We start from the raw sequence: 16,834 nt of genomic DNA, 5'->3' as shown, positions 1-16,834 counted from the left end.
CGGCTGAGGGGGCCAGCGCACTGGATCAAAGCAGAGCTGCTTGCTCCGGTTCGGTAAGCAGCGACCGGATTGGAGCAGGCAGGCCGAGGTTCAGGGCTTCATGGCGGTGTAGCCATTTCAGATGATCCTTGTCTGCAACGGTGTTGGCGCCGCCGGTGACGTTTAGTCGGGCGGGCTGTATGTGCAGGTGGTAATGGGAAAAGGTATGTCGAAAGCCGTTGATAAGCTCTGGTTCTGCGCAATCCAGCCCCAGGCTCTGTTCGCAGGCTTCCTGAAGCTCATCGGCTCCGTAGGCCGGGTCTAGTTCCGGCAGGCTCCAGAGGCCGCCCCAGATGCCACTGGGCGGGCGACGCTCAAGCAGAATGCGCCCCTCGCCATCCTCAAGAATCACCATCCAGGTGGATTTCTCCGGCTTGGCCTTTTTCGGTTTGGAGCCGGGGTAGAGTGAGGTTTCACCCTGGGCGTAGGCTCTGCAGCCCTCTTGCAGCGGGCAGCTCTCGCAGGCCGGGCGGCTGCGGGTACACACCATGGCGCCGAGATCCATAATGCCCTGGGTGTAGTCGCGCACCCGCTGTTCCGGAGTGTGCTCTTCGGCCCGTTGCCACAGCTGGTTAAGCACGGCTGTCTGGCCGGGCCAGCCGGGGATGGCATGGTAGCGTGCCAGCACCCGTTTCACATTGCCATCCAGTATGGCGGCGCGAATGCCGAAGGCCTGGGCCAATATGGCGGCGGCTGTGGAGCGGCCAATGCCGGTCAGGGATTCAAGCTCCTCCTGGGTTTGCGGGAACTCACCATCGAACTCGCGCACCACCGTCTGGGCGGCTTTCTGCAGGTTGCGGGCCCTGGCGTAGTAACCAAGGCCGGACCAGTGGCTGAGCACATCATCCACCGGGGCTTCGGCCAGGGCATGAACGTCCGGGAAGCGTTCCATGAACGCTTCGAAGTAGGGGATAACCGTGGTTACCTGTGTCTGCTGCAGCATGATTTCGGAAACCCACACACGGTAGGCATTCCGGTTGTGATGCCACGGCAGGTCATGCCGGCCGTGGCAGTCGTACCATTGGAGCAGTTTGTTGGCGAAGCTGTCCGGCATCAGTTGAACAGTCCTTTGAGTTTGTCGCCGATCTGTTCCTGCACCTTTTCTTTAACCTTCTCTTCCGCCTTGGCTTTTGCCTTGTCCACTTCCTCACGGGCTTTCGCCTTGGCGGCATTTTCGGCGATGGTCTTCAGGGTGTCCCGGAAGCGGGAGCCGTCAAAGGAGCAAAGTCCTGCCGGGTCCTCGGCGAAGTTGCCACGGCACTCCACGGGAATAACCGCGTTTTCTACATATTCGGTAACGCGGCAGGCGTTGTCCCGGTGGATTTCACCAACGACTCTTAGCCCAACCTCATAATCCAGTTCGCTCTGGGCCAGATCCACCGTGCCATTGCCCTCGAGGCGCATGCCGGCCAGCGCCGCCACGAGATCTGTGTTGTTGAGGCTGTTGCCGTTGATTTCCAGGGTGCCGCGCATGTCGTTGAACGGCGTGGTAGTGCCCCAATCGGTGGTCGTCAGCTCATCCTGGTTGACCAGAGCGATGCCCTGGCAGGCCATGCGTGTGAGGTTCATTCGGCGGAACTCGCCCTCTGCGAGGTTGAAGCTGATCTGTCCGTCAGCATTGCTGCGCAGTGCCGAGATCCGGTTGCCAGAGGTGTTGGCGTTCACTTTGAGATTTGCCCCGCCGGCGAGCATATCCACTTCTGCCAGATCGGTGAGCAAAGGCAGGGTCTGTACATTGGTTACGTCTGAGCCAACGGTCCATTTCGGATTGTCGCTGCGGGCGTCGATGGTCACGTTGGCACCAAAGCTGCCCTCGTACAGTTTGCCGCTGAACTCATCAACCTTGAGCAGGCCGTTTTTCGCGGTGGTGCTGGCTTTGATTTCGTTGATAGTCAGGTTGCTGACGATCAGCTGGCCGAGTCCCAGATCAATATCCAGCAGCAGGCTGCGAATGGTCTCCAGGGGCAGAAGGTCGCCTTCGGGTCCGGCTGCAGCGGTTTCCTGGGATGCGGGTGCTTCCTCCGCCTCTCCTTCCGCTTTCGGTGGCAGGTATCGGTCGGCATTCAACTGGTCGCCCTGGAGCTGGAAGACAACGCCTGTGTCGGCAAGGTTGTAACTGCCGGAACCAGTGAAGGTGGTGTCATCCAGTTTGATGGTCAGGTCGGTGAGCTCCACCTTGCCGGCCGGACCGCCAATACCGGTGGAGAAGGCGATGGCTTCAAGTACGTCCGGATCGCTGGTTTCCACCGGGGGCTGGCCGAGGTTGTTCAGAAGATCCTTTAGCGAGAACTCGGCGATGGAGATCTCGCCGCTCAGGGTTGGCTTGTCGCCGAATCCGGTAACGTCAAGATCGGTCGACAAGTTCAGGTTGGCCAGGCTGGCGGTAAAGCCGCTCAGGTTAGCGGTCTCGTTTTCCAGGTTCGCCCTGGCAGAGCCCGCCAGTTCAGCCGTGACCTCTTTGCCACCGAACGGCTCTCCGGTCATGTCAAACACGGCATTCAGACCGGATACGGCCAACTCGTTGAGAGCCTCGTTGGCGGCGAGGCGGGCGCTGATATTGCCATCCACTTCAAACGTGGGCTGGGTGGTGGCTACCCGGAACCCGATCTCCAGCGGGAACTCGGAGCCCAGAGTAATGTTGCTGGCGTTGACGGTGAAATTCTCCAGCGTGACCGACTGGCCGGTACTCTTGTCGGTGTAGTGCACCTGGGCGTTGCTGATCTGAACGTTTTCAACGTTGAAGTTCAGAGGCTCGCCGCCGGCGCCCTCGCTCTCCTGTGCCTGTTCATCCTGGGTTCCGGCCGTTTCCTCGGTTGCCGTTCCCGCCGCCTTCTCGGGCATAATGCGGGTCCAGTTGCCGTTGCCCTGTTCGTCCACTTCGAGTCGGGCGTCCAGCCCGTCCAGTACGAAGGTATTCACCCTCGGGGACATGGCAATCAGTGACCAGAAATCGATCTGGGCCACCAGTTGCTCAAGGGCAACAAAGCGGTCACCTTCCAGGGTGGCCTCTACGGAATTCAGCTCAAGGCCAAGTGGGATAAAAGACCAGCCGATGTCGCCTTCAAGGACCAGATCCAGGTTCGTGGCATCCTCAACGGCCTGTTCAATCTGCGGTTTGTAATCGTTGGGGTTGATCACGGCCATGGCGATGGCAACGGCAGCCACGGCAAGAACGATCAGTGCAACGATGGCAATCAGCACATAACGGACGGCTTTCATGATTCAGGCTTCCTTCCTATTTTTAGGAGCTTGCAGTATTCGCTGTGAATACCGACGCTAATGACCCAAAGGATAACGCAGGGTTAACAAATTAACAGCGCGGGAGTATGACAATGCGGTAGTGTTGGGCCAAAATACACGACCCTGATTTTCCGACTACATTGATACCTATAAACACAAGAAGGAGTTGGCCGTGGCTATTACCGTTTCGATTGAGCTGAACCGCGAACTTGAGATTCCGGGCAGCTATGATGAAGTGTTCGATCTGCTGGCGGATGTGCCACGTTCAGCCAGTCACTTCCCGAAAGTCCACAAACTTACCGACCTTGGCGATAACGCCTACCGTTGGGAAATGGAAAAAGTGGGCGTCGACAAACATGCCATCCAGTCGGTGTACGCTTGCAAATATCACTCGGACAAAGACGCCGGCAAGATTACCTGGGAGCCGGTGAAGGGCGAGGGCAATGGCGTCGTGAGTGGTTCCTGGACCATCAAGTCCAAGGGCGACAATGCCACCGCCGTGAAGTTCCAGACCAGCGCAGAGTTGACTGTGCCCCTGCCCAGCCTGCTCAAGCTGGCCATCAGCCCGGTTATCAAGCACGAGTTCAACAGCCTCGTAGACACTTACATGAACAATCTGAAGAAGGCGTTCTGACGCAGCCCTCTCTGCCATCTACCTGCACTTCGCTATCGTAGCGATTAAACCGGTTGTGGGACTCCAGCCGACATAAAAGGTATAATCGCCGGATCGAATTTTTCCGGCTTTATGCCGCTCAATTGTCACGGAGTCCCCATGGCCGAACGCAAGGCTCGGGTAGAGAGAAATACCCTTGAAACCCAGATCACCGTTGAGATTGATCTCGACGGAACCGGCAAATCCAGTTTCGATACCGGCGTGCCGTTTCTGGAGCACATGATGGACCAGATCGCCCGCCACGGTCTGGTGGATCTGAATATCGTTTCGAAGGGCGACCTGCACATTGATGACCACCACACCGTGGAAGACATCGGCATCACCCTTGGCCAGGCCTTCAAGCAGGCGGTTGGCGACAAAAAGGGCATTCGCCGCTATGGCCACGCTTATGTCCCGCTGGATGAGGCGCTCTCCCGAGTCGTTATCGATCTGTCCGGTCGCCCGGGCCTGATGATGGATGTGCCGTACACTCGCGGTGCCGTGGGTGGCTTTGACGTCGACCTGTTCGAGGAGTTTTTCCACGGCTTTGTGAACCATTCCATGGTGACCCTGCACATCGACAATCTGAAGGGTAAAAACACCCACCATCAGATTGAAACCGTGTTCAAGGCCTTCGGCCGTGCCCTGCGTATGGCGATTGAAATGGACGAGCGGATGGCCGGTATTACACCGTCTACCAAGGGTTCGCTGTAAACGCCTCGTCGCCAGAAGGCTCGCTTTAACCGGCCCGTTGTGGCCGGTCAATCAAGGACACCGCAACAACCATGAAAACTGTTGCCATTATCGACTACGGCATGGGCAATCTTCACTCTGCCAAAAAAGCAGTAGAGCACGTTGCCCCGGACACCACCGTGCTGGTCACCGACAACGCCGAAAAAATCCGTGAAGCCGATCGTGTCATCCTCCCTGGCGTTGGTGCCATTCGCGACTGTATGGCCGAAATGCATCGTGTCGGGGTAGTGGATCTGGTTCGTGAGGTCTCTCAGGATCGCCCGTTTCTTGGCATCTGCGTGGGCATGCAGGCCCTGATGTCCCGCAGTGAAGAGAACGGCGGCGTTGACTGCATCGGCCTGTTTCCTTCGCAAGTACGCTATTTCGGTGACCACCTCACGGAAAACGGCGAGCGCCTGAAAGTGCCCCACATGGGCTGGAACAAAGTGCAGCAGACCATTGATCACCCCCTTTGGCATAACATTCCCGAGGGTGACCGTTTCTACTTCGTGCACAGCTTCTACGCAGAAGCCGAGGGCAACGCCGATATGGCAGGCCGCACCCGCTATGGGGTGGACCTTGCGGCAGCAGTCGCGCGAGACAATATTTTTGCAGTGCAATTCCACCCGGAGAAAAGTGCCCGGGCGGGCCTGCAGTTGCTCGAGAATTTTACAAACTGGACTGGAACATGCTGATAATTCCTGCAATCGATCTGAAAGACGGTAAATGTGTACGCCTGCGTCAGGGCCGGATGGACGACTCCACGGTGTTTGGTGACGATCCTGTCAATATGGCCACTCGCTGGGTGGAAGCCGGCGCCCGCCGGCTGCACCTGGTTGACCTGAACGGCGCGTTTGCCGGTGAGCCGGTCAACGGCGAGATTGTCCAGGCCATTGCCCGTAAATACCCGGATCTTCCCATCCAGATCGGTGGCGGTATCCGGTCGGCAGAAACCATCGAAGCCTACCTGAAGGCCGGTGTGCAGTGGGTCATCATTGGCACCAAGGCCGTGAAAGAGCCGGAATTTGTCACTGAGATGTGCAAAAAATTCCCGGGTCACATCATCGTCGGCCTGGACGCCAAAGACGGCCGCGTAGCCACCGATGGCTGGGCGGAGGTCTCGGAAGTGATGGCTACCGATCTTGCCAAGCGCTTTGCCAACGATGGCGTGGACGCGATTGTGTACACCGATATCAGCCGAGACGGCATGATGCAGGGCGTCAATGTGGAGGCGACTGCTGCACTGGCAGAAGAGGGTGGTATTCCGGTTATCGCGTCTGGTGGCGTGACCAATATGGATGATCTGAAACGCCTGGCTACCGTGGCGGACAAGGGCATCCTTGGTGCCATCACGGGCCGTGCGATCTATGAAGGCACCCTGGATGTCGCTGAAGCGCAGGCTTTCTGCGACGGTCTGAAGGGGTAAGGGCGGCTTATGGCTCTGGCGAAACGCATCATTCCCTGCCTCGATGTCGATAAAGGCCGCGTGGTGAAGGGCGTCAATTTCGTTGATATCCGCGATGCCGGCGACCCGGTGGAAGTGGCCCGTCGTTACAATGAGCAGGGTGCCGATGAAATCACCTTCCTCGACATCACGGCCAGCCATGAGAGCCGTGACACCACCTACGAGACCGTTGAACGAATGGCGGCGGAAGTCTTCATTCCGCTGACTGTCGGCGGTGGTGTGCGTACCGTGGATGACATACGCAAGCTCCTGAATGCCGGCGCAGACAAGGTGTCGATCAATACCGCAGCCGTGTTCAACCCGGAGTTTGTCCGGGAAGCGGCGGACCGCTTTGGCAGCCAGTGCATCGTGGTGGCCATTGATGCCAAGCGGGTGAGTGAACAGGGCGAGGAGCCCCGGTGGGAAATCTTTACCCACGGTGGCCGCAAGCCCACAGGGCTGGATGCCGTGGAATGGGCCCGCAAGATGGTGGAAATGGGCGCTGGTGAGTTACTGCTGACCAGCATGGACCGGGACGGCACCAAGATCGGATTTGATCTCGGGCTGACCAAAGCCATCAGCGATGCTGTGATTGTGCCGGTGATTGCCTCAGGCGGTGTCGGAGAGCTGCAGCACCTGGCTGATGGCGTGACTCAGGGCGGTGCCGATGCGGTATTGGCGGCGTCAATCTTTCACTTCGGACAGCACACCATTCCTGAAGCGAAGGCCTTCATGAAGGCTCAGGGCATAGAAGTCCGCGATTAATCCTTCTTTGCAAAAGCAGGTCGAATGGCCTGCTTTTCTCCTTCCGCAAACATCTCCCGATTGCCGTTGCGCATGGCCCAAAGGCCGCTGACCGTGGCAATGGCGATGCCTTGCTCATCCAGTTTGGGTAGGTGCTTCTCCAGGTAATCCACGGTGACTTTGTGAGGATGGCCAATGCCGATGGCGCTACCGTTTTCTTTGGCGCGCTTGATCAGCAGTTTGAACTGGCGGTCCACAAACTCTTCGGTCTGTTCGTGGTCGAGAAACACGTCCCGGGTCATGGTCGGAATGCGGTACGCCGCTGCGACATCACCGGCCACGGATGAGGCGATGGTGCGGCTGTCGATAAAGTACACGGGGTAGCGGAACAGCTCTTTCATGACCCAGTCCATGGGCTGCAGCTGCTGGGTCAGCAGGCTGCCCATGTGGTTGTTCACGCCCTGGACATGGGGAATCGACTGCAAGGCACGGCGAAGGGTGGTCACCATGCTCTGTTCGTCCATCTCGGGGGTCAGGCCGCCCGGGCCCAGGCCATAGTTGCGGGTGTTGGCCATGGGGGCGTGCAGCATGATTTCCTTGTGCTGCTTATAGGCGAGCCGGGCCAGGCTGTCCGTGTGTGGACGGTACGGTAGAAAAGCCAGCGTGAGCGGCTGATCCAGGTTTGCCAGTCGCTCACCTTCAACAAGGCTGTGGCCCATGTCATCAATAATGATGGCAATGGTGGGCGGCAGTGCTTTTCGGGCCGGCTCCGCGGACACCGTGCCGGCGGTAAAACAGAATGCTACGGCCAGCAGAGTACTGACTACTCTCACTGATCGCTTCCTTCTGCCTTGGCGCTCTTGTTCGGGTTCAGAATCCTGATTCCCTTGAGCAGGTTCAGTGCCGAGCGTAGCTGATAATCCCGGTCGGCAAGAGAACCGGTTGCGTTCTGGGCATCATCGTTTCCATCCTGGTCCTGCCCCTCGTTCTGCCCTTCAAGGTGCCCGCTCAGATCCGCTTCGGTGAAGAACGGCTTGCTGTCGAGCTCCTTGAGTTCCGCCGGCCGTACTTCAATATCGGGTTTGATGCCGGTGGCCTGGATGGAGCGGCCATCCGGTGTGTAATAGCGCGCGGTAGTCATCTTGATGGCGTGGGTCTCATCCAGCGGAATGACCGTCTGGACGCTGCCCTTGCCAAAGGACTTTGTGCCCATCACCACAGCGCGCTCATGGTCCTGAAGCGCGCCGGCGAGGATTTCTGAAGCAGAGGCGGAGCCGCCGTTGATCAGCACGACAATAGGCGTGCCTTCCATGATGTCGCCCGATCGCGCGCTGAAGCGCAGGCGGGAACTCTGGATGCGGCCCTCGGTGTAGACGATCAGTCCGTCATCAAGCAGGGCATCTGCGGTCTCTACGGCCGCCTGCAGCACCCCGCCCGGGTTGTTGCGCAGGTCGATAACAAGGCCGTCAAGATCGCGTCCGAGTTCGTCTTCCAGTCCGTTGAGGGCATCCTTGAACTGCGAGCCGGTATCCGCCTGGAACTGGGTAATGCGAACATAACCGTAACCATTTTCCAGCATTCGGGATTTCACGCTGGTGACCTTGATAACGTCCCGTTCCACTTCGATTTCGATGGGAGCGCTTTCCCCCTCACGCATAATGGTGAGCGTCAGGATCGAGCCGGGTTTGCCCCGCATTAGCTGGACAGCCTCTTCCAGGCTCATGCCTTTAACCGGTTTTTCATCCAGCTTGATGATCAGGTCCCCCGCCTGAACCCCTGCCTTCTGCGCTGGCGTGTCGTCGATGGGGGCAATCACTTTCACAAAGCCGTTTTCCATGCCCACTTCAATGCCCAGCCCGCCGAACTCGCCGGAGGTGCTCTCTTCGAGCTCTTCGTAGTCCTTGGGTGCCAGGTAGGTGGAGTGAGGATCGAGGTCTGACAGCATGCCTTTAATGGCGCTTTCGAGGAGTTTGCGATCGCTTACTTCCTCGACGTACGCATCTTTGATGCGGCTGAATACCTCGGTGAACTTGCGGAGGTCTTCCAGTGGCAGCTGCTTCTCCGGATCCGGCAGGCTTATTTCCACGCGTTCGCCGTTCTGGATGCCTTCCAGCAGCTGCTCGGTGGCGGCGTCTTTATCCTGGGCCCAGGCCAGTCCGGAAGCGGTTGCGAAACAGGTAGCGAGAGCAATGCTGCGTAATGGCAAGGCGTGGAGTGTACTTCTGACCCGTTTCATTCACATATCCCGTTTTTATTCCGATAGTTGGACTGGTTTCCCTGACTCCGAACAGTATGGCGTTACCTGCGGCGTTTGTCAGCCCTCCCGGGGCTTCTCAGTTTGCCAGCCACCGGCCCGGATTGTCGGGCTTGCCATTGTGCCGGACTTCAAAATACAGCGCCGGGGAATCGGTGCCGCCGGTGCGGCCGGCCTGGGCGATGGGCTCACCAGCGGCCACCCAGTCTCCCGGGCTGGTGAACAGGCTGCTGCTGTGGCCATACAGTGTCATGTAGCCGTCGCCGTGATCAATGATGGTGATCAGGCCAAATCCCCTCAGCCAGTTGGCAAACACGACCCGACCGTAGTGTATGGCGCGAATTTCCGCGTCGTCTCCGGTGGCTATAAGCAGGCCGTTGCGCCGGAGTTTGCCGTCGGCATAGCGCTCGCCATAGCGGCTCAACACCTGGCCCTTCACTGGCCAGGGCAGCTTGTTGCGCAATGACGCGAAGGGCTGGGATTCATTGGGCGAGGGGATGTTGTTGATCGCCTGCTGGACTTCCTCAAGCAGGTTTTCCAGCCGTTTGCGATCCGATTCCAGCTCTTCCCGTTCGCTGCGACGGTTCTGGATATCGGCATTCAGGGCGGCCAGCGTCTGCTGGCGTTCCTGTCTGGACGCTGTCAGGTCCTGTTGGCGTTTGGCTACGTTTTCCTCGGTTCTTGCCAGTTCAACCCTGGTCGACTGAACCGCAGCCTGGGTGCTCCTGAGTTCCTGCAGGCTTTGCCTGAATGCCTCCAGGCGGTCGACTGTGTCCTTGCTAAGGTATTCGTAGTAGGTCATGGTCCGGGCAATCTTGTCCGGATCAATTTCATTGAGCAGAACCTTTACGGCTGGTGCATCCCCTTCCATCCAGGCGGCGCGGATCTGCGTCTTGAGGCTGTCCCGCTGGCGGTTGAGTGTGCGGGTGAGCTCCTGGGCTTCTTTCTCCAGCTCCCGGAGTCTTTGCTGCTGTCGCTCTGCCTGCTGGCGCAGGGAGCGGCGTTCAAGGGTCAGGCGGCTGATGTTCTTTTCGGTCGCAGCAAGCTGCCGCTCCAGGGCGGAGCGGTCTTCTTCGGCATCCTCCAGCCAGTCGTCGATGTCCTCAATGCGTTCCTTGAGTTCCTCGATCTGGGCCGGGGTGACCTCCTGCTGGGCGAGTGCCGGCGCTGCACCCAGTAGAAGGGTGAGCGCCAGAGTTGCGGTAAATCGCAAAGGTTGGTTCCGTTCCCGGATCAGCCGATCTCGACCAGGCTGTGCCCGGTCATTTCCTTTGGTTGCTCCATTCCCATCAGGGCTAGGAGAGAGGGCGCAACGTCGCTCAGGCTGCCGTCGTTCTTCAACACAACTTTGCGGTGGCCGGTGTATACCAGTGGCACCGGGCCGATGGTGTGGGCAGTGTGAACCTGGCCTGAATTCGGATCGGTCATCTGTTCGCAGTTGCCGTGGTCAGCCGTGATCAGAGCTTCGCCGCCTACCTCATCCAGGGCCTCGACAACGCGTTTCACGCATTCGTCCAGGCATTCGGCCGCCTTGATTGCAGCGTCCAGCTTGCCGGTGTGACCAACCATGTCGCCGTTGGCATAATTGCAAACAACCAGATCGTACTTGCCGCTCTTGATCGCTTCCACCAGCTTGTCGGTTACCTCTGGTGCGCTCATTTCGGGCTGCAGATCGTAGGTCGCCACCTTGGGGGAGGGCACAAGAATGCGCTCTTCACCGTCGAACGGTGTTTCCAGGCCGCCATTGAAAAAGAAGGTTACGTGGGCGTATTTCTCTGTTTCGGCGATGCGCAACTGGGTCTTGCCCTGCTTCGCCATGTATTCGCCAAGGCCATTGGTAAGCTGTTCGGGCGGGTAGGCGCAGGAAGTTTTGATGTCCGCCGCATACTCGGTCAGCATCACGAAGTCGGCCAGTTCGGGGTGCTTCTTGCGCTCGAATCCGTCGAAGTCCTTCTCCACAAAGGTGCGGGTCATTTCCCGGGCACGGTCGGCACGGAAATTCATGAACAGCACCGTGTCACCATCGTTGATCGTTCCCTCGGGCTCGCCCGGAGCGTGGATCCGGGTTGGCGTTACAAACTCGTCGTTTTCCCCGCGCTCATAAGCCTGTTCCAGCCCGGATACCGGATCGGCCGCAGTGAACTCCGCGGTGCCCTGGGTCATCAGGTTGTAGGCCGCTTCCACGCGGTCCCAGCGGTTGTCGCGATCCATGGCATAGTAGCGGCCCACGATCGAGGCAACGCGGCCGACGCCGAGGCTCTTCAATTTGGCCGCGGCCTTCTCCAGGGATGGTTTTGCGCTGCGGGGCGGCATGTCACGGCCATCGAGGAAGGCGTGGATGTAAACTTCCTTCGCGCCACGTGCGGCGGCAAGTTCGGCAGCGGCAATAATGTGGTCTTCGTGGCTGTGTACACCACCGGGCGACATCAGACCCATGAGATGAACGGCTCGGCCGCTTTGGACAGCCTTGTCGATCGCTGAGCAGAGCACTTCGTTCTGCTGGAAAGTGCCTTCTTCCAGATCTTTGTCGATACGAGTAAGGCTTTGATAGACCACGCGCCCTGCGCCCAGGTTCATGTGGCCAACTTCCGAGTTACCCATTTGCCCTTGCGGCAGCCCAACAAACATACCCGATGTATTGATCAGGGTTTTGGGCTGGTTTTGCCAGAGTTTGTCCCAGAACGGGGTGCTGGCATTGCTGATGGCATTGTCTTCAGCCGGGTCGCGATGGCCCCAGCCGTCCAGGATAATCAGTGCAGTCGGCTTGCGCATTGCAGTCATCATTAAGTCCGGAAGTAAAATGTTAGTAAATTTACTAAAACGAAAACCAAGTTTATCTATTTTCGCATTTACTGGCCACTTTCGTCACCTTCTGTCCGGGGAGCAGGCTGTGTATAATCCCGCCAAACTCATTATCAGGGTAAATTCATGGACCGGTTGTTTGAATTTGTCGTTAACCACTACATTCTTGTGTCGCTGTTCGTGGCATTCCTGGTTGCCATTCTCATTCTGGAGTCCCGTCGTGGCGGTGCCAAGATCTCGGCCCAGGGTGCGGTCAATCTGATCAACAAGGATGAAGCCGTTGTAGTCGACATCCGGGACCGCAAGGAGTTTGGTGAGGGCCGCATTACCGGCTCGATCAACATTCCCCTGAACAGCCTGAAGAGCCGGGTTGGTGAGCTGAGCAAGTTCAAGGACAAACAGATCATCGTTGCCGACAAGATGGGCCAGCATTCTGCCATGGCGGTTAAACAGCTGAACGCGGAAGGCTTCAGCAATGTGGTTCGCCTGAACGGCGGTGTTGCCGACTGGAAAGCCAGCAATCTTCCGCTGGTGAAGAAATAGAGCGGCCCTTGATCTGAAGATCATTCTGCCGCACTGTTTCACATAAGCCGGCCCGGCGCCAACGTAGAATGTCCCGGCAGCACACTTCATAACATCCCATAACAACGGGCCCCGAGCCCATGATCGAGAACGAAAGGATTGAAAATGGCTGAGAATCAGCAAGCCGCAGCAGGCAGTGACAACCAGAACCAACCCCAGTTTGCCCTTCAGCGCATCTATGTGAAGGACCTGTCTTTTGAGTCACCCAACTCTCCGCTGGTATTTCAGGAGCAGTGGAAGCCGCAGGTGAATCTGGATCTGAATACGTCTCACAACAAGGTCAGCGACAACCAGTATGAAGTTGTGCTTTCCCTGACCGTCACCGCGAAAGTGGGTGAGAAGGTAGCCTACATCGTCGAGATCCAGCAGGGCGGCGTGTTCCTGGTTCAGGGCATCGAAGGCCAGCAGCTGGGCCAGATGCTGGGCGCCTACTGCCCGACCATCCTGTTCCCGTATGCGCGCGAAGCGATCGACGGTATTGTGAGCAAGGGCAGCTTCCCGGCCCTGATGCTGGCGCCGGTGAACTTCGACGCCATCTATGCCCAGGCGCTCAAGCGCAAGCAGGAAGAAGCTGCTGGTGAGGCAAGCGAAGAGCAGCAGACTCACTGATCCGAACCACTGTGATCAGAGATAAAAAAACCGGCTCAGGCCGGTTTTTTTATGTCGCTCCGTTAAACCCCAACTGCCGCCAGGCCTCGTAAACCGCCAGGGCTGCGGTATTGGAGAGATTCAGGCTGCGGCTATGCGGTTGCATGGGAATCCGCAGGCGATGCTCAGGCAGCAACCCTTCGCGGACATCAGCGGGAAGGCCGCGGGTTTCCGGGCCGAACATCAGGTAGTCGCCATCCTGATAGCTCACTTCGTGGTAATGGGCACTGCCTTTGGTGGTGAACCCGAACAGGCGTCCGGGTTGCTCGCTGGTCAAGAAGTCCTGGTAACTCTTGTGGATCCTGATCGTTGCGTACTCGCTGTAATCCAGCCCGGCCCGCCGCATCTGTTTGTCTTCCAGGTTAAAACCCAGCGGTTCAATCAGATGCAGCTGGCAACCGGTGTTGGCGCACAGCCGGATGATGTTGCCGGTGTTCGGCGGTATCTCCGGCTCGTACAGCACAACGTGGAGCATGAAGCTTAGCGCTCGACGGCCAGGGCAACGCCCATGCCGCCACCGATGCACAGTGTGGCCAGGCCCTTGTGAACATCGCGGCGAACCATTTCATGCAGCAGGGAGACCAGAATGCGGCAGCCGGATGCGCCGATGGGGTGGCCCAGGGCAATGGCGCCGCCGTTCACGTTAACCTTGCCGGTGTCCCAGCCCATGTCGCGATTTACAGAAATAGCCTGGGCTGCGAAGGCTTCGTTGGCTTCCACCAGGTCCAGATCTTCCGTGCTCCAGCCGGCAAGCTTCAGACACCGCTGGCTGGCCGGGATCGGGCCGGTACCCATAATCGTCGGGTCCACGCCCGCGTTAGCGTAAGCCTTGATGGTGGCGATCGGAGTCAGCCCCAGTTCTTTCGCTTTCTCGGCACTGCAGACCATCACGGCTGCGGCGCCATCGTTGAGAGATGAGGCGTTGCCGGCGGTAACGGTGCCGTCTTTCTTGAAGGCCGCACGGAGTTTGCCAAGCCCCTCGGCAGTGACGCCGTCGCGAGGACCTTCATCGCGATCAACGACTATCGGGTCGCCCTTACGCTGGGGAATGGAGACCGGAACAATCTGGCCATCGAAATAGCCGGCTTCGCGAGCGGCGGCGGCCTTCTGCTGGGACGCCGCTGCAAACTCGTCCTGCTCTTCCCGCCTGATGCCGTATTTCTCGACGATGTTCTCGGCCGTGATGCCCATGTGGTAATCGTTGAAGGCGTCCCACAGGCCGTCCTTGATCATGGTATCCACCATGGACCAGTTGCCCATCCGCTGGCCATTCCGACTGTTGGGCAGCACATGGGGCGCCTGGCTCATGCTCTCCTGGCCACCGGCGATCATCATCTCGGCATCGCCACAGCGGATGGCCTGTACCGCCATATGAACCGCTTTCAGACCGGAGCCGCAGACCTTGTTGATGGTCATGGCGGGCACCGACGCTGGAATGCCGGCGTTAATGGCAGACTGGCGAGCCGGGTTCTGACCACAGCCGGCGGTAAGAACCTGGCCCAGTACCACCTCGTTGATCTGGTCACCGGCAACGCCGGTCTCTTCCACTAGTGCCTTGATGACGGCGGTTCCCAACTGGTCTGCGCTCAGGCTGGAAAGACCTCCGCCAAAGGTTCCGATAGCAGTACGGCGGGCGGCAACAATAACGACATCACGCATGGGAATTCTCCGGATCAGTGGCGCGCGCGGGATTGGGGCCGGCGCGAACAGGATTGAAAACTGCTGGCATTGTATCCGGAAAGCGGTCACCGGCCAAAGATCAGGTCCGTCATGCGCGGGTTGTACTACATGTTCAGGCTTCGGCCGCCATCAACAGAGACGATTTGCCCGGTGATAAAGGGCGCATCGCAGATCAGGAACGCAATGGTTTCGGAAATATCGTCAGGGTTGCCGGTGCGGGCCAGTGGCGTCTTCTGAAGGATTGCCTGTTGGGCGGATTGATCCATCTCGGCTTCGCCCTCTGGCCAGAGGATTGCGCCTGGCGATACGCCGTTCACGCGCACGTCCGGCGCCAGGTCTTTTGCCCAGGAGCGCGTCAGGGCAGCCAGGCCGGCCTTGGTGGCGCAGTACAGCGGGTGATCATCGATAGGCCTTTCACTGTAAATATCGATCAGATTTACGACGCTGCCGCGGTTTCGCCGAAGTTCGGCCAGGCATCCCTGAAGCAGGAAAAATGGGGCCCGTAGGTTGGTGTTCAGGATTGTGTTCCAGTCGTCTTCGGTGGCGTCTGCGGTCGGGGTGGGGTAGAAGACCGATGCATTGTTCACCAGTGCGTCCAGTCGGCCCCACTGTGCGATGGCGTCACTGGCCAGCCGGTCCACTCCAGTTAACTGGCTCAAATCCGCCTGCAGGGCGCAGGCGGAGTCGGGCCGTTGGCGGTTCATCTGCGCAATCAGTGAGTTCGCCTGCTCTTCCCGGGTCCGGTAGTGAATCACCAGGTTCCACCCTCTTTCGTGAAGTGTCCGGGCAGTCTGTGCGCCAAGACGGTGGGCTGCGCCGGTGATCAGGGCAACAGGCGTTGTGGACGGCATGGTGCCTCCTCAGTGGTTGGTCGGGGCGACGGCGTCGCCGATGCGTTTCAGGCGTTCAGTCCGGATTGCGCTGCCCAGTTCCTTGCCTTTATACCCTTGCGCCAGGAGGGTTCTCGGCTCAACGCCGGTCGCCGCTTCCGAGGCGGTTCGCAGCAGGTCCAGTGTGAGGGAATCGCCCGGCAAGGCGCACTCGAGCACCTTCGTGAGTTGCGAAAAACGTTCCGGGCGGCGCCAGACGTCCGCCTGGTCGAGCAGGTCCAGAAGCGTTTCGGCTTCCGGGCTTTGCGCATCAATGTCCCGGATCTGGGGTGTGAAGGCAGTAACCAGTCGCGCCAGATTCTGACAGTCATTGGGTGCCTTCAGGGCTTTGCCCCTGTCCTTTGCAACAGGGGCATCCAGGGGGGAGAGCAGGGCCGCAAAACGCTCCTCCGTCTCGGCGTGCAAGCGGCGGTGGACGCAGCCAAGTGCCGCCATCGCGAGTTGAAAGACTTTTTCCGAAGCTAATTCCGGAACAAGAACCTCAAGGGCGCCGCAGTCACGAAGAACTTCGAAAAAGGCCTCGGGCGCCTGTTCATGCAGCGCCCGCTGGAATTCTTGCCAGACCCGTTCGGGCACCAGGTGGTCTACTTCTCCGCTATCCACCATGCGCTTCATCAGGGCCATGGTCTGGTCGCACACGGAAAATCCCAGCGGGTGAAAGCGGGCTGCGAACCGGGCTGTGCGAAGAATTCTCAGGGGGTCCTCGGCGAAGGCCTCCGAGACATGCCGAAGCTTGCGATCTTCAATATCTCTGCGGCCTTCAAAGGGGTCGACCAGATCGCCGTTTTCAGCTTTTGCCATCGCATTGATGGTCAGGTCCCGGCGCTTCAAATCCTGCTCAAGGGTGACGTCGGGCGCGCTGTAAACAGTGAAGCCGTGGTAGCCGCGCCCCTGTTTCCGCTCGGTGCGAGCCAGGGCATATTCTTCCCGGGTTCGGGGATGCAGAAATACCGGGAAGTCCGCGCCCACCTGCTTGAAGCCGTTGGCTAGCATTTCCTTTGGAGTTGCGCCGACCACCACCCAATCCCGGTCCTTGACCTCAAGGCCGAGTAATTCGTCACGAACGGCACCGCCAACCAGATAGGCCTGCATGAAATCGCTGATTCCTTTCGGGAGTGTGTCGGTGG

General features: G+C 58.9%; 17 protein-coding genes. 7 read left to right on the top strand and 10 right to left on the bottom strand.

Features of this window, described 5'->3' with window-relative positions; all coding sequences use genetic code 11:
• Positions 1-25 precede the first annotated feature (25 nt).
• Both mutY and AC5JQH_RS06290 read right to left on the bottom strand, forming a co-directional pair.
• Positions 26-1,093: an A/G-specific adenine glycosylase gene (gene mutY, locus AC5JQH_RS06295; RefSeq protein WP_008169303.1), complete on the bottom strand. Its 1,068-nt coding sequence runs from the start codon at positions 1,091-1,093 to the stop codon at positions 26-28.
• On the bottom strand, positions 1,093-3,258 hold the full coding sequence (locus AC5JQH_RS06290; RefSeq protein ID WP_008169305.1) for an AsmA family protein: 2,166 nt from the start codon (positions 3,256-3,258) through the stop codon (positions 1,093-1,095). Before AC5JQH_RS06290 ends, mutY begins: the two co-directional genes overlap by 1 nt.
• 193 nt (positions 3,259-3,451) lie before the next feature.
• Between AC5JQH_RS06290 and AC5JQH_RS06285 the strand changes: the two genes are divergently transcribed.
• From AC5JQH_RS06285 to hisF, 5 genes are all read left to right on the top strand, one after another.
• Positions 3,452-3,913 carry an SRPBCC family protein gene (locus AC5JQH_RS06285; protein ID WP_008169307.1) on the top strand — a complete coding sequence of 154 codons (462 nt, stop codon included), beginning with the start codon at positions 3,452-3,454 and terminating at the stop codon, positions 3,911-3,913.
• 138 nt (positions 3,914-4,051) lie between these two features.
• Positions 4,052-4,645 carry an imidazoleglycerol-phosphate dehydratase HisB gene (gene hisB / locus AC5JQH_RS06280; RefSeq protein ID WP_007153401.1) on the top strand — a complete coding sequence of 198 codons (594 nt, stop codon included), beginning with the start codon at positions 4,052-4,054 and terminating at the stop codon, positions 4,643-4,645.
• Between the two features lie 71 nt (positions 4,646-4,716).
• Positions 4,717-5,358 (top strand): imidazole glycerol phosphate synthase subunit HisH, encoded by a 642-nt coding sequence (gene hisH, locus AC5JQH_RS06275; RefSeq protein ID WP_493805401.1) that lies wholly within the window; start codon positions 4,717-4,719, stop codon positions 5,356-5,358.
• Positions 5,352-6,089, top strand: coding sequence for a 1-(5-phosphoribosyl)-5-[(5-phosphoribosylamino)methylideneamino]imidazole-4-carboxamide isomerase (gene hisA, locus AC5JQH_RS06270; RefSeq protein WP_008169315.1), 738 nt, complete (start codon positions 5,352-5,354; stop codon positions 6,087-6,089). Before hisH ends, hisA begins: the two co-directional genes overlap by 7 nt.
• 9 nt (positions 6,090-6,098) lie before the next feature.
• Positions 6,099-6,872, top strand: coding sequence for an imidazole glycerol phosphate synthase subunit HisF (gene hisF, locus AC5JQH_RS06265; protein WP_008169318.1), 774 nt, complete (start codon positions 6,099-6,101; stop codon positions 6,870-6,872).
• On the opposite strand, the gene AC5JQH_RS06260 is transcribed toward hisF, so the two are convergent.
• The 4 genes from AC5JQH_RS06260 to gpmM all read right to left on the bottom strand — a co-directional run bounded on the left by AC5JQH_RS06260 (position 6,869) and on the right by gpmM (position 11,886).
• Positions 6,869-7,684, bottom strand: a complete 816-nt coding sequence (locus tag AC5JQH_RS06260; RefSeq protein WP_008169319.1) for a divergent polysaccharide deacetylase family protein — start codon at positions 7,682-7,684, stop codon at positions 6,869-6,871. The genes hisF and AC5JQH_RS06260 overlap by 4 nt on opposite strands.
• A complete protein-coding gene (locus AC5JQH_RS06255) occupies positions 7,681-9,087 on the bottom strand; it encodes a S41 family peptidase (RefSeq protein WP_008169320.1) in 1,407 nt (468 codons plus the stop codon). Before AC5JQH_RS06255 ends, AC5JQH_RS06260 begins: the two co-directional genes overlap by 4 nt.
• Positions 9,088-9,184: 97 nt before the next feature.
• Positions 9,185-10,318, bottom strand: coding sequence for a murein hydrolase activator EnvC family protein (locus AC5JQH_RS06250; protein WP_092032109.1), 1,134 nt, complete (start codon positions 10,316-10,318; stop codon positions 9,185-9,187).
• A 20-nt stretch (positions 10,319-10,338) separates the two neighbouring features.
• A complete protein-coding gene (gene gpmM / locus AC5JQH_RS06245) occupies positions 10,339-11,886 on the bottom strand; it encodes a 2,3-bisphosphoglycerate-independent phosphoglycerate mutase (RefSeq protein WP_008169322.1) in 1,548 nt (515 codons plus the stop codon).
• Positions 11,887-12,033: 147 nt separating this feature from the next.
• Between gpmM and AC5JQH_RS06240 the strand changes: the two genes are divergently transcribed.
• Entirely contained in the window at positions 12,034-12,450 is a 417-nt protein-coding gene (locus AC5JQH_RS06240) for a rhodanese-like domain-containing protein (RefSeq protein ID WP_008169323.1), read from the top strand.
• A 144-nt stretch (positions 12,451-12,594) separates the two neighbouring features.
• A complete protein-coding gene (gene secB / locus AC5JQH_RS06235) occupies positions 12,595-13,098 on the top strand; it encodes a protein-export chaperone SecB (RefSeq protein WP_008169324.1) in 504 nt (167 codons plus the stop codon).
• A gap of 49 nt (positions 13,099-13,147) precedes the next feature.
• Here secB and trmL read toward each other — a convergent pair whose 3' ends face one another.
• From trmL to AC5JQH_RS06215, 4 genes are all read right to left on the bottom strand, one after another.
• On the bottom strand, positions 13,148-13,612 hold the full coding sequence (trmL, locus tag AC5JQH_RS06230) for a tRNA (uridine(34)/cytosine(34)/5-carboxymethylaminomethyluridine(34)-2'-O)-methyltransferase TrmL (RefSeq protein ID WP_273157037.1): 465 nt from the start codon (positions 13,610-13,612) through the stop codon (positions 13,148-13,150).
• A gap of 5 nt (positions 13,613-13,617) precedes the next feature.
• Positions 13,618-14,796, bottom strand: coding sequence for an acetyl-CoA C-acetyltransferase (locus AC5JQH_RS06225; protein WP_273157035.1), 1,179 nt, complete (start codon positions 14,794-14,796; stop codon positions 13,618-13,620).
• A 125-nt stretch (positions 14,797-14,921) separates the two neighbouring features.
• Positions 14,922-15,668 carry a pteridine reductase gene (locus AC5JQH_RS06220; protein ID WP_008169327.1) on the bottom strand — a complete coding sequence of 249 codons (747 nt, stop codon included), beginning with the start codon at positions 15,666-15,668 and terminating at the stop codon, positions 14,922-14,924.
• Between the two features lie 9 nt (positions 15,669-15,677).
• Entirely contained in the window at positions 15,678-16,799 is a 1,122-nt protein-coding gene (locus AC5JQH_RS06215) for a tRNA nucleotidyltransferase/poly(A) polymerase-related protein (RefSeq protein ID WP_092032103.1), read from the bottom strand.
• Positions 16,800-16,834 lie beyond the last annotated feature (35 nt).

Source organism: Marinobacter sp. H13, assembly GCF_059072335.1.
The sequence above is the reverse complement of the archived record's forward strand: the minus strand, read 5'-3'. Positions and strand labels throughout refer to the sequence as shown.